This is a genomic window from Paenibacillus glycanilyticus NBRC 16618 (assembly GCF_004000805.1).
Lineage (GTDB): Bacteria > Bacillota > Bacilli > Paenibacillales > Paenibacillaceae > Pristimantibacillus > Pristimantibacillus glycanilyticus.
This window is the reverse complement of record NZ_BILY01000002.1, coordinates 186,598-198,879: the sequence shown is the minus strand read 5'-3', so window position 1 is coordinate 198,879 and position 12,282 is coordinate 186,598. Positions and strand designations below refer to the sequence as shown.

The following is a 12,282-nucleotide window of genomic DNA, read 5'->3' as shown; positions in this document are numbered from 1 at the left end:
TTACAGAATGAGGATGTCCTATTCGCTTCATTTCGGCATTCCGCGTCTCGGAACTTTATCTCTATCGGAAAATGCTTAAATTATTAATATAAATAACAAAAATAGGGTATTTTCAATTTGCGTATAGTCGTCTATATTGAGAATTATTCAGGCCTTCCCCGTCATGTCAACGATCGGAGAAGGTCTTATTGCGCTCGGCAAATGGACAAATGGAGATGATAACGTGGTAGTTTTCATTTCGCTTATTTTCATTATTGCAGGAGTTATGGGATGGCTGTTCCCTTCTTTGAGTTGGCATATGAAGCATGGCTGGGCCGTGGACGGCAATTCGGGTCCAAGCGATAACTATATCTTTTTCAGCAGGTTCGGAGCCGTAATCGTACTAGGCTGGGGAATTTATATGCTTATAACCGGAGATTTGGGCAAGCTCAGTTCATAGAAGAGGCGAGGGATTAGGATGAGAAGAATACCGATGGAACGGCCGACGGACCACTACGATGCCCGTTTATTCAAGATTGACGAACAGCTCTGCGCTTTGCTGGAAGAACGAAGAGAGATTTCGAATCACAACCCGGGGTTTCCGCCCTTCAAGAGCATTGAGTGCTGGGCTGACCGGTATCGCCTGTACCCGGATTTGTTAAAGTCCTTATTTAGCCTGTTATTGAATGAAGAAGTTTATCTGCCGCTGGTTGAGCCAGCGGGCTTTCGCAAGCATCTGCACGTTCTCCGGTGCGTAGAGAGCGGAGACAAAGTCTATACGTTGTCCGGTATAAGACAATACGAGAACGCAAGCGTCGTAAACTTGAGCATACATGGGGACTACCGGGAGCGTAACAATGAGGCCATGCGCACGCATACTTATATCGAGCTGGAGCTAGGCGAAGGCTATCATTGCTATATCGAACAAGGAACAAGCACCGGGGGCAACTCCGCTTATGGCTTTGTTGTTTCTCCCGCGCTGCCGGACGATCTTGCCGGTATCACCTTTGCATTCCGTGAATACGAGAGGCCGTTAAAAAGAAAGCCGACGGGCGTGGAGATTGTTTTCCGGATGGAATAATAGACAACGGCCTTACTGGGGAAGTTAACCAGGGAGGCTAGGAATATGAAATGGATAATGTCCTTCATTGTGGCTATGCTGCTCCTTTTTCCTGGGAATGGGGCGGATGCTAGGCCGAAGCAAGAAGCCGTTCATCAGATGATTAATGCGCTATTGAGACATAAGTACGATCTGGCGCAGAGTTATCTCGCCAATGGCGTGAAAATGCCGGAAATTAGAGAAGATAGTCCGATCATTCAGGTGGAAGGTCTTCCAGCGAGAAAAAAGGACCATCGCATCCTTATCGGATATTTCCAGGATGAAGCGTTTAAGAGCAAACGTATTGCATTTATTTGGGAGTTAACGATAAAACAGGATCGAATTATCCGGCTTGATGCCCTATACGATGGAGCCAATCCGCTTGTTAATGAAAATAAAGCCGTAAGGAAATACAGGAATCAGTTCGACCGTCATGTCATGGTACCTGGGCAGTTTCCTTTCGAGGTACATAAGGTGCAGGGTGAGATCATAGGCCGGAGGATTGCATTGCAATACGAAGATGATGCGAATGATCGGTTTCTTCTTATTCAGGCGGAGCCGGTTCGGCCAGGAATGCCAATTCTGGATTGGCCTAAGCCAATGAAAGCGAAGGGAAGTTATGAATCCCAGCTTCAAAAAGACGGAATGCAGTACATGGTGACTCTTGGGCACAGGAGATGGCTGAGTCATGTTAAACCAGAGGACTTAGGCGATGTTATATCGTCCATGAAATGAAGAAAAGGCCTTACCGGTCTAAATCCGGTAAGGCCTTCTTCCATTATTGCTGGCGCTCGAGCGCGTCGATTCCAAGCGCGATCGATCCGCATAGACCGGCGTTGTCGCCAAGTCCAGGCGGCACGATATACGAATTAATGCCTTCACGCAGCGCTTCGTGCGAAGCGTAGCCGTTCAGGTTCTTCTGTACTTCCGCGCGGATCAGCGGGAACAGCTGCTCCTGATGCATAACGCCGCCGCCAAGAATAACCTTCTTCGGAGACAGCAGCAGAATCGCGCTGGAGATGGCTTGGCCGAGATAGAAAGCTTCCATCTGCCATGCAGGATGGTCCTTCGTCAGCGCGTCAGCCTTCACGCCCCAGCGTTGTCCGATAGCGGGACCTGCCGCCATGCCCTCCAGGCAGTCGCCATGGTAAGGGCAGAAGCCGGCAAACGTATCCTCCGGGTGTCTGCGGGTAAGCACATGGCCGCCTTCCGGATGCAGCAGGCCATGTACAAGCTTGCCTTCCGTGTAAACGCCAACGCCAATACCGGTACCTACCGTGTAATAAAGCGCGCTGTTAAGACCTTTTGCCGCGCCCCATTTGGCTTCGCCAAATGCCGCCGCGTTTACGTCCGTGTCCCAGCCGTAAGGAACGGGAAGCTCGCGCTTCATCGTGCCGAGGAAATCATAGCCGGACCAGCCTGGTTTAGGGGTTGTCGTAACAAACCCATAGGTAGGGCTGGCAGGATCAATATCGATCGGTCCAAAAGTGCCGATACCGATAGCTTCAACCTGCTTATCGCGGAAGTAGTTCAGGACCTCGCGCAGCGTGGAATCCGGATGCTCGGTCGGCAAGCTGATCCGTTCTTCGATTTCACCGTGTTCGTTGCCAATCCCGCATACAAACTTTGTTCCGCCTGCTTCAATTGCTCCAATACGCAAGTTCGTTGCCTCCTTAAAAGAGTATTGACCGTTAGTGGTAAATCTTGCTTCGTAAGCTGCACTACTCTGTTATTCGTGCGAAATAATAAGCTCAAGCTGGCCGCGAAGCGTAAAGCTTCCGAAGCCCAGCGGAATAATGAAATGATCGCCTTTTTTCAGCGGGTAGCTGCCTGTGGAATTCTCCAGCTCGCCAGTTCCGTCGAGGACGCTGCAGATCGTAAATTTAGCAGGCTCCTGGAATGCCGATTCGCTGCTCGTATTCCATTTTTGAACCGTAAAAAAGCTGTTGGATACAAAGGTAGTTACCTCGGTACCGCCAACGGTTTCCGTGGAGAAGGATGTCTCCGCATCCACATGAGGCACGGTAGTGACTTCAATGCCTTTGTCCAGATGAAGCTCGCGTGTCGCGCCTTTATCGTCTTTCCGATCATAATCGTAGATCCGGTAAGTGGTATCCGAGCTTTGCTGCGTTTCCAGTACTTGAATGCCTTTGCCAAGCGCGTGGAGAGTGCCGCTAGGAACATAGAAGAAATCGCCCGGCTTCACGGTTACCTTCGTCAGAAGCTGATTCCACTCGCCTGCGTCAACCATTTGCTTGAATTGCTCTTTGGTAGCCGCGGAATGGCCGTAAATAATTTCAGCCCCGGGCTCGCAGCCCAGAATGTACCAGCACTCGGTCTTGCCAAGCTCGCCGTTCTCGTTCACCTGCGCATAGGCATCATCCGGATGCACCTGTACGGACAGGTCATCCGATGCATCGAGGATTTTGGTCAGCAGCGGGAATTTAGCCGCCTTGGAGCCGAACAGCTGCGGCTCTTGCTCCCACAGCTCGCCAAGCTTAAGCCCTTTGTAAGGACCGTTATGAACAACGCTTTGACCGTTAGGGTGAGCGGAGACCGCCCAGCATTCCCCGGTACGGTCAGACGGAATATCGTAATGGAATTGCTCTCTTAATTGCTTGCCGCCCCAAATTCTTTCTTGAAATACAGGTTCCAGGAAAATCGGTTGATTCGCCAATCTTGATCCCTCCAAGTCATCGATTACAACTTTACTAAACTTGACAATATAAACATCTGTAAAGTAAATTGATTATAACATAGGAACAGAGGAAGTTGAAGAATGCCGCGACCAAAAAAAATATCCATGCAAACGATCGCCGATAAGCTGGGCATATCCCGCAATGCGGTTTCCTTGGCGCTATCTAATAAGAAGGGAATCGGGGAAGAGCTGAGGCGTCAAATTATTCAGACCGCGCAAGAGGTTGGTTATCCGCTGAACGACGGCCAATCCTCCGTTAGCGCGCCTGTCCTCGTGCTGGTACCGGAACGGATTTTGAGCCATGAGGATAACGAGCATTTTTTGTTTTATCACGATTTGATCTGGGGACTGGACAGCCGGCTGCAGGAGGAAGGCTATAGCGCGGTAATTGTACGCATCAGCATTGCCCAGGAAGAGGAGCGTATCCTCCCCGAGCTGGTTCAGCATATCGACTATCAGGGGATTATCGCTTTTGGCATATTAGAGAAGGATTATATCTTGAAAGTGCAGCAGACCCTTACAAAACCGATGCTGCTGTTTGATTCCTATTACCGGGATATTGAGGCGTCGGCCGTGACTTCGGCTAATATTGAAGGGGCAAGCCATGCGGTTAATTCTTTAATAAAAGCGGGTCACAAGCGGATCGGCTGCATAGCGCCGGTCAACTTGACGACCAGTCATGAGGAACGGTGGTTTGGTTATACGAAGGCCATGTTGGAAAATAACCTGCCGCCAGACTTTTCCTTATGCCTGCTGGAGTCGGAGGGCTTTGGCCGGACGCAAGAGGAACTGTCGGCTTATTGCGACCGGTTCGGGGAGGGAGAATACCCGACGGCTGTGTTCTGCGGGAATGACCGGATTGCTCTATTGCTCATGAAAGAGCTGGAAAAGCGGGACATTCAGGTACCCGGCGATGTATCGGTTATCGGGTTTGACGGGCTTGCCATGTCCGCGGAGACGAATCCTCCGTTAACGACGATGGCGGTCAATAAAAAAGCGCTATGCACCGCAGCGGTCGAGGTGCTTGGTCAAATGCTCCGGCAGCCAGACAGTCCCGTTGTGCGCTGCAGTGCCGCGCCTGTTCTTCGTGTGGGGGGCTCTGTCAGAAGTCTGGCATGAGCCTTTTTTTTTATGTTTACAAGCTTGCTCCGCTATTGCGCTCGAAAGCAACGATCCACTCGCCTTGCGTGGCGGCATAACCGGTATCGCCTTCTACAACAAGGCCGTACAGGTTTTTTACATCGAGGAACTCCTGGCGCTCGCCGTTAACAAATTCTAAAGTAATGTAATAATAAGTATGGGACGAATGACTGACGTGGCCATCATGGTTATGGGAGCTCTGCCTCACGTCCATTCGTTTGGATACGACTTTAGCGAAAGTCGACTCTTTGGGAGAGGTCGCATTTTGCACATACTTAGCGCCGCGGTAAATGACGGTACCGATGACGATAACGAATCCGATGACGATAACGATGGGAATAATAGTGATCATTAGATCAAATCCCATGGGTGATCCAAAGCCGTTGCTCATTCCTTGCTCCTCCGATGCTTCCACGATATGGATAATAAGTATCGTTGATTGTACGCAAGGAAGAGAAGAAAAGTTGCACTTGATCTTGCAACATCGAATATGTTATAAATGGAATATGACTGATTGACCGGAATTGAATTTTGGTCATTTTACGAAGATTCATGTCCGGAGAGGGAGAGGAGATTGGCTCATGTCCATTGACCGCAAAGCGTTAATATTGAAGGCAGCGACGCAGTCGTTTGCGCAATTTGGCTATAAAGCGACCACAATGGATCTGGTGTCCAAGATCGCAAGCGTAGGCAAAGGCACGATCTATACTTTTTTCAAGACGAAGGAAGAGCTGTTCGAAGCGATTCTGAACAAGGCCGAGATCGAATTGAAGGAAGCGATGAACTGCGGTTTCGATATGGAAGGCCGTGATCGTTCATTTATTCATAGTGTGTTCAGCCTGCTTGATTCTATCCTCGAATTCCGTTCGGATCATGAGCTGTTCGTGAAGCTGGCTCAGGAGGTTAGGGACATCGGCACTGTCCAGGCGCTGGAGGGGATCCGGCGAATGGAGCTATTTGGGCTTGAGTTTCTGAAGCAGAAGCTGGACCTTGCGATTGAGAAAGGCGAAGTCAGGGAATGCGATACGACAATCACATCCTATATGATCTTCCGCTTGTATCTGGGTCTTGCAACGGAATGGAACAAGTCGCATAGCGAGCCGCTTACCAAAGAGCAGATTAAGGAGAACATCGCAATGCTTATTACCAAAGGCATTATGAAGGAATCCCGATCTTAGAAAATTCCAGCCTGTAAAGGGCTGTTTTTTTGGTCCAAAATGACCAAAATACGAATTTAGTCAGTTATTCAACCGAAAGAAGGATGTGTGAACATGAGGCCGATTCAAGTTTTTCTCAAGGACATGAAGACTTTGGCGACCAAAAGAATGCTGCTGCTTTCTTTTATTGGCGTCGCCTTGCTTCCGATGCTGTACAGCAGCATATTGATTGACGGCTCGATGGACCCTTACGGCCAGACGAGCAAACTTCCCGTAGCCGTTGTGAACCTCGATAAAGGGGCGACTTATGAAGGGAAGACGATGAATGTCGGGAAAGACTTCGTTGAGGAATTGAAGAAAAGCGATAATTTCAAATGGGATTTCGTAAATGAAGAGCAGGCGAAGGATGGCATGGAGCATAACGATTATTACATGACCATCACCGTGCCTGGCAATTTCTCGGAAAATGCGGCAACCTTAACGCAGGAAAATCCGGTTCAGGCGGAGCTGATTTTCGAGCCGAACAGCCAATATAACTTCGTGGCCGGTCAGATCGGCAACAGCGCCATGAAGGAATTGCGATCGAAGCTTAACACGCAAATTACCGAAGCGTATACCCGCAGCATGTTCGAACAGGTGGGTACCATCTCCGACGGTCTGGGCAAAGCGGGAGAAGGCGCAACCGAATTGAAGGACGGAGCGGGCAAGCTGGAGGACGGCATAACTACGCTGAAGGAAAATCTCAATAAGCTGGCCAGCGGTACTTCCGAGCTGAGCGGCGGCGTATCCAAGCTGTACGATGGCGCAACAAGCTTAAGTCAAGGTACCAGCCAACTGTCGTCCGGCGCATCGGGCTTAGCCGGCGGCCTGGGGCAATTGTCCGCGGCCGAGCAGCAGCTCGAAGACGGAGCTTCGCAGTCCAAAGCTGGCGTAGCCCAGCTGGCGGACGGATTAAAGGCTTCGAAAGACGGCGCGGCTGCGCTGAAGCAAGGATTAACCGCTTCTTCCGCGGCCAGCGGTCAGGTAGCTGACGGTGCGGACCAGGTTGCAAAAGGACTCGAGCAGCTTATGGCTGGATCGCCGGAGCTGCAGGATAATGAGGCGCTAAAGCAGCTGCTAGCGGCAAGCAAGCAGGTCGCAGCCGGAAGCGCCCAGCTGAAGGAAGGACAAGAGCAGCTTCTAGCTGGCAGCAGCAAGCTGGCGCAAGGACAAGAGCAATTATATGCTGGCGCCAATTCGCTTAGCCGGGGCCAGGAAAAACTGACGGCCGGCCTTGCGACCTTTGGCGGGAAGCTGAAGGAAGCGGGAACCGGTGCAGAGCAGCTTGCTGCGGGCGCAAAAGCCGCAAACAGCGGCGCTGCCCAGCTGAAGGATGGACTTGGCAAGCTGTCCGGTGGCGTAGAAGGCATTGCCGACGGCTCGAAGCAGCTGGATCAAGGCGCAGGACAGCTGAAGGACGGCTCGGCGCAGCTCGTGAACGGCTCGGGCGAGCTGGCTACGAAGCTGAATGATGCCGCTGCCGAGACCGGCAGCATCAAAGATGGCGACAATATCGTAAACATGTTTGCGGAGCCGGTTGTCGTAAAAGAAAACACGGACCATAAGCTTGACCGTTATGGACTTGGTATTGCTCCATACTTCTTGTCGCTGGCGTTGTTTATGGGCGCGCTTGTTTATACGACGGTATTCTCGGTGCGCGATTCGTACACCTTGGGTGCATCGCCGATGGGCCGTTTCATGAGCCGCACCTTGACGTATGTAAGCATAAGCCTTTTGCAATCTTTGATTGCGGATGCCGTACTCCTGTACGGATTGAAGATTGACGTAACAAGCGTACCGTTCTTTGTATTCTTTACCATTCTTACAAGCCTGGCGTATACGTTTATTATTCAAGCGCTTGTTACTTGGCTGGATAATCCGGGACGCTTCCTGGTCGTTCTGCTGATGATCTTCCAGCTGACCTCAAGCGCGGGCACCTTCCCGCTTGAACTGCTGCCGGATTGGATGCAGAAGCTGAACCCTTGGCTGCCGATGACTCATGCGATTACCGGCTTCAAGACGATTATCGCAAGCGGCGATTATGCCCTGATGCGCGAGCAGATGCTTGTCCTTGGCGCATTTGCCGTCGTGTTCCTGGGCCTTACCTTCCTGTACTTCAAACGTCAGTCGAAGAGCCCTGCCGAGAATATCACGACAGCTGTGTAAGGATAGGGACTGGATAGCTATCTAGTAATTAACATGGAACATGCAACCACGTGCCCTTTTCTCTTACTAGTAAATCGGTTACTATAAATAGAATAAGTAGATAAACGAAGCGGCCGTCATTTGACGGCTTCTTTTCTTTTTTTCGCATGGGAGAGTGAGTACATTGATATCGTTCTACAAAGATGATTACCGGCGGTCGCCGATGATCGGAATATGGCTTCTGCTGCTTGTGAAATCCGTCCTGTTCCGGGTGTTCCTGTTCGGAGAGCTGCAGTGGAACGGCCTGCTGGCGGATGCGGCGGCCTGGCTGGGACTGCTCCTTATCGTGGAGCTAGTTACCGCCGCAAGATGGAGAGGGATCGCCTATTGGGCGGTGAATTTGATCGTGTCCGTCCTGCTTTTCGCGTCAACCGTCTACTTCGGTTATTACGGCTCCGTGCCTACGTACACGGCGCTCAAGGCGCTTGACCAAGTCAATCAAATTCAAGACAGCGTCGAATCGCTAATTAAGAGTATTTATTATATTTATTTTCTGGACCTTGCGATTCTAGCAATCTTGTATATCGTTCGTTTGATCCGAGGAACCCGGGTACCGGGACGAAAAAGAATCGGCCAGCTTCGTCTCGTCATTGGAGGACTTCTGATCTGTATCGCAGTATCCGGAAGTCTGGTTTATGCCGGGAGCGATATTCCGAATGAACTGGAGCAAGCCGAAGGGCTGGGCTTTATCGGATATCAGGCGGCTGCGGCCTGGAATAACCAGAGCGAGAAGGCGATGGCGAGCAGCGGCGATATCGAACAGACCAAGGTGGATATTAACGAGCTGATGTCTTCTTATTCTTATCAGGATCAACCAGGGAAGCCGGCTATTCAATTCGGAACCGCACAGGGGAAAAATGTGATTGTTGTGCAGATGGAAGCTTTTCAGAACTTCCCGCTTCATCTGTCCGTTGGCGGAACGGAGCTGACGCCCGTGCTGAACAAGCTGGCCGACGAGAGCTATTATTTCCCTCATATCTATCAGCAGATTGGCCAGGGCAACACCTCGGATGCGGAGTTTATGTCGAACACCTCGATTTATCCGACGGGCGAGATTGCCATGTCGACGGGTTACGGCAACCGCGAGCTGCCAAGTATGCCGCGCATGCTGGAGAGCAAAGGGTATGAGGCCAACACGTTTCACGTAAACGATGTGACGTTCTGGGACCGGAATAAGCTGTATCCGGCGCTTGGTTTTAACCATTATTATGACAAACCGTTTTATACGAATGATCACTTTAATGCGTTTGGCGCATCGGATGAGGAGCTGTACCGGGTTGCCGTAGACAAGCTGCAGGCGCTGCATGAGCAGAAGAAGCCGTTTTACGCGCAGATGGTGACCGTCTCCAGCCACTTCCCGTTCGAGGTGCCGAAGGACCGGACGGATTTGACCCTGCCGGCTTCCATGGAGGGAACGCAGCTCGGCAATTATTTGCAGGCCGTTCACTACACGGACTATGCGCTTGGCACGCTGATTGACCGCCTGAAGGCGAACGGCATGTGGGACGATACCGTGCTTGTTGCGTATGGCGACCACTTTGGCCTGCAGCCGGAGAAAGCCAGCGCGGCGGAGATCAGCCAGCAGCTGGGCATTCATTACGATGACCGGCTCAGCCGGTTCAACATCCCTTTGATCATCCATGTTCCGGGTCAGAGCAGCGGCCATGTCGTAGACCAGCCGGGCGGGCAGCTTGATATTATGCCAACGCTCGCGAATCTGCTGGGCGTGAAGCCGGGGGACGAAGGCGTCGTTCCATTCGGGCATGACCTGCTGAACATCAACCATAACGTATTTGGCATGCGGTATTATCTGCCGACAGGATCGTTTTTCAACAACGATATTCTGTTCGTTCCGGGCAAAGGCTTTGACGACGGCACAGCCTATTCGCTGAAAACGATGGAGCCGATTCAGGACTTCTCGAAGTACAAGAGCGACTACGACTACATCATGAAGCTGATGAGTCTCTCGGACCAGTATGTCCGGCAGTTGCCTAAGAGGGCTCCGTGAATTGCAGGGAGAGTTGTTGCAGCTCCGTCATGACGCAAATGGATCTCCTTCCGGCCGCTGTTGCTCTCACTTTGCCTGAACAAGGTTCTAGGCGTTGCAAAGCTCGAGCAAAGGCGAACGTTTCACTCCTCCAGGAGATCCATTTCCTCTATTCCGTCCTACAATTTTATTTTTAAATAAACCACAAAGGGCAGCCAGTATTTGGCTGCCCTTTGGTTTTTAAAGAATAGAGAAAAAGCTCGTAGAGAGGTAAATTCCAATAACGATACCAATGATGCCCGAGATTCTGCCCATAACGAGGGCGGCATCGCTAGGCTCTGCATTCTTGAACCGCCAGCCGTATTGCATGTACCAGCCCGCCCTCGGATACAACAGATTGAGAATTCCCAAAACAATAAAGATCACGCCAACAAGCTGGAACATAGAAGCTCCTCCATTTCGTAATGGAACGGTGACTATCCAGTAGTTGATCTAATCATAATCCAGTAAAGAAGTAATTGGAATATATAACCAAAACCATTTCTTTAGCCACCTTATGAATCCGGACGGCGGTCTGTAATACTGAAAAACCGTTTTATTTACCCTATTAGCCTACTGGAGGTGGATAATGGGCTTTTCTCTTAGAACTAAAACAAGGCAGCCCAGATCATTGGGCTGCCTTGTTTCTGCTTACCCCCACTGTCGGAGTAGGAGGAGTGAAGGAGATACATTTCCGGTGACGGGCCCTCACAGCACAAGCACCATGTAATCCGGCACCATTCCGCCATCCTTCACTTAATTCTGCTCCCGACGGAACCCTTCTTCTTTCATGTATTCCTCTACTTCGCCATACGCTTCAAACGCCATCTCCAGATTAAGACCGGAGTAGACGTACCACATATCGTCTTCCCATTTTACGGTCAAGCTTTGATTGTCCTCGTTGGTCCATAGCTGGTCTTTCTTCTTGCGGTTGCGGGACGGCTTGGGAGCGGGCTCTTCCTCGCGTACGGAAAGCGAATCAATCGATTGGCGGAGCAGCGAACGAAGCTGCAGCTCGTTGTAGTCGCGGATATTGATCATGCCCTTTTCATCCTGGCTGAAATTGCGCAGCAGCCCGGCATACACGAAGCCGTTACCGTTCGGGTGCAGGTGGTACACGACATTTTTCCGGTCATATAAGCTGTTCTCGAATTGGAAGTTCACGCGCCCCAAAGAAACATCACTGCGCGTCAGCTCCGGGAACGATTCAATAATAGCCAGCTTTTCGTCAAAAGTTAACATAACATCCTCCATCATCTATCCAAAATGTGCTTCGGCTATTATAGCACAAGCGTCTGCCGCATACGAAGCGGCTATCCCGACTGTGCGCGGGAACTAAAGAGGCATGCCCCGGATTAGTCACCGCCACAAAGTTACCCCCGGCTCGTTTACTCCTCGCGCAGCTCTGACCTAAGATAAGGGAAACGAAGGGAGCGAGAGAGCATGAGGCAGGATCATACGTATTATTTGAAATATTGCATAGAGGTGTCCCGCAGGTCGAGAGAGAACGGCAATACGCCGTTTGGCGCGATCCTTGTGAACGAGCAGGGCGAGATTGTGCTGGAGCAGGAGAACGTCGAGCTTACGGAAAGACGGTGCACCGGCCATGCCGAAACCGCGCTGATGGAGAAAGCCTCCCATCAATACGAGCATCATGACCTGTGGAACTACACCCTCTACACCACCTTTGAGCCATGCGCGATGTGCTCGGGTGCTATCTATTGGGGCAATGTCGGAAAAGTGGTCTACGCCGCGACGGAGGAAGCACTGCTGAAGCTGACGGGCGATCACGAGCAGAATCCGACGTTTAATCTTCCTTGCCGGGATATTTTCTCCAAAGGCCAGAAGCCGATTGAAGTGATTGGGCCCTTCCCCGAGCTTGAGGAAGAGGTTGTGGCCGTACACAAAGGGTACTGGGATTAAAATCTAACAGAAGCTG

The 12,282-nt window shown here is 51.1% G+C and carries 13 protein-coding genes; 8 read left to right on the top strand and 5 right to left on the bottom strand.

Annotated features, from left to right (window positions below):
• Window positions 1-223 precede the first annotated feature (223 nt).
• From PGL01S_RS02195 to PGL01S_RS02185, 3 genes are read left to right on the top strand one after another with little or no spacing between them, the layout of a single operon-like run.
• On the top strand, window positions 224-439 hold the full coding sequence (locus tag PGL01S_RS02195; RefSeq protein ID WP_127490921.1) for a DUF6199 family natural product biosynthesis protein: 216 nt from the start codon (window positions 224-226) through the stop codon (window positions 437-439).
• Window positions 440-457: 18 nt separating this feature from the next.
• A complete protein-coding gene (locus tag PGL01S_RS02190) occupies window positions 458-1,060 on the top strand; it encodes a hypothetical protein (protein ID WP_127490919.1) in 603 nt (200 codons plus the stop codon).
• Between the two features lie 45 nt (window positions 1,061-1,105).
• Complete coding sequence (locus tag PGL01S_RS02185) at window positions 1,106-1,813, top strand: hypothetical protein (RefSeq protein WP_127490917.1); 708 nt, start codon at window positions 1,106-1,108, stop codon at window positions 1,811-1,813.
• Window positions 1,814-1,856: 43 nt separating this feature from the next.
• Here PGL01S_RS02185 and PGL01S_RS02180 read toward each other — a convergent pair whose 3' ends face one another.
• Both PGL01S_RS02180 and manA read right to left on the bottom strand, forming a co-directional pair.
• Window positions 1,857-2,738, bottom strand: coding sequence for an ROK family protein (locus tag PGL01S_RS02180; RefSeq protein ID WP_127490915.1), 882 nt, complete (start codon window positions 2,736-2,738; stop codon window positions 1,857-1,859).
• Between the two features lie 69 nt (window positions 2,739-2,807).
• Window positions 2,808-3,755 (bottom strand): mannose-6-phosphate isomerase, class I, encoded by a 948-nt coding sequence (manA, locus tag PGL01S_RS02175; protein ID WP_127490913.1) that lies wholly within the window; start codon window positions 3,753-3,755, stop codon window positions 2,808-2,810.
• Between the two features lie 102 nt (window positions 3,756-3,857).
• Here manA and PGL01S_RS02170 point away from each other — a divergent pair, with 102 nt between their 5' ends.
• A complete protein-coding gene (locus tag PGL01S_RS02170; protein ID WP_127490911.1) occupies window positions 3,858-4,895 on the top strand; it encodes a substrate-binding domain-containing protein in 1,038 nt (345 codons plus the stop codon).
• 16 nt (window positions 4,896-4,911) lie between these two features.
• Here PGL01S_RS02170 and PGL01S_RS02165 read toward each other — a convergent pair whose 3' ends face one another.
• Entirely contained in the window at window positions 4,912-5,307 is a 396-nt protein-coding gene (locus PGL01S_RS02165; RefSeq protein ID WP_127490909.1) for a DUF2500 domain-containing protein, read from the bottom strand.
• A gap of 190 nt (window positions 5,308-5,497) precedes the next feature.
• On the opposite strand from PGL01S_RS02165, the gene PGL01S_RS02160 reads away from it, so the two are divergent.
• The 3 genes from PGL01S_RS02160 to PGL01S_RS02150 all read left to right on the top strand — a co-directional run bounded on the left by PGL01S_RS02160 (window position 5,498) and on the right by PGL01S_RS02150 (window position 10,325).
• Window positions 5,498-6,094, top strand: a complete 597-nt coding sequence (locus tag PGL01S_RS02160; RefSeq protein ID WP_127490908.1) for a TetR/AcrR family transcriptional regulator — start codon at window positions 5,498-5,500, stop codon at window positions 6,092-6,094.
• A 93-nt stretch (window positions 6,095-6,187) separates the two neighbouring features.
• Window positions 6,188-8,278, top strand: coding sequence for a YhgE/Pip domain-containing protein (locus PGL01S_RS02155; protein WP_127490907.1), 2,091 nt, complete (start codon window positions 6,188-6,190; stop codon window positions 8,276-8,278).
• 202 nt (window positions 8,279-8,480) lie between these two features.
• Window positions 8,481-10,325, top strand: coding sequence for an LTA synthase family protein (locus tag PGL01S_RS02150; protein ID WP_127491091.1), 1,845 nt, complete (start codon window positions 8,481-8,483; stop codon window positions 10,323-10,325).
• Window positions 10,326-10,544: 219 nt separating this feature from the next.
• Here PGL01S_RS02150 and PGL01S_RS02145 read toward each other — a convergent pair whose 3' ends face one another.
• Both PGL01S_RS02145 and PGL01S_RS02140 read right to left on the bottom strand, forming a co-directional pair.
• The gene (locus tag PGL01S_RS02145; protein ID WP_127490906.1) at window positions 10,545-10,748 is read right to left on the bottom strand and encodes a DUF6199 family natural product biosynthesis protein; all 204 of its coding nucleotides are present in this window, start codon (window positions 10,746-10,748) and stop codon (window positions 10,545-10,547) included.
• Window positions 10,749-11,099: 351 nt separating this feature from the next.
• A complete protein-coding gene (locus PGL01S_RS02140) occupies window positions 11,100-11,585 on the bottom strand; it encodes a hypothetical protein (protein ID WP_127490905.1) in 486 nt (161 codons plus the stop codon).
• Between the two features lie 201 nt (window positions 11,586-11,786).
• On the opposite strand from PGL01S_RS02140, the gene PGL01S_RS02135 reads away from it, so the two are divergent.
• Window positions 11,787-12,266 (top strand): nucleoside deaminase, encoded by a 480-nt coding sequence (locus PGL01S_RS02135; RefSeq protein ID WP_127490904.1) that lies wholly within the window; start codon window positions 11,787-11,789, stop codon window positions 12,264-12,266.
• Window positions 12,267-12,282: the final 16 nt, after the last annotated feature.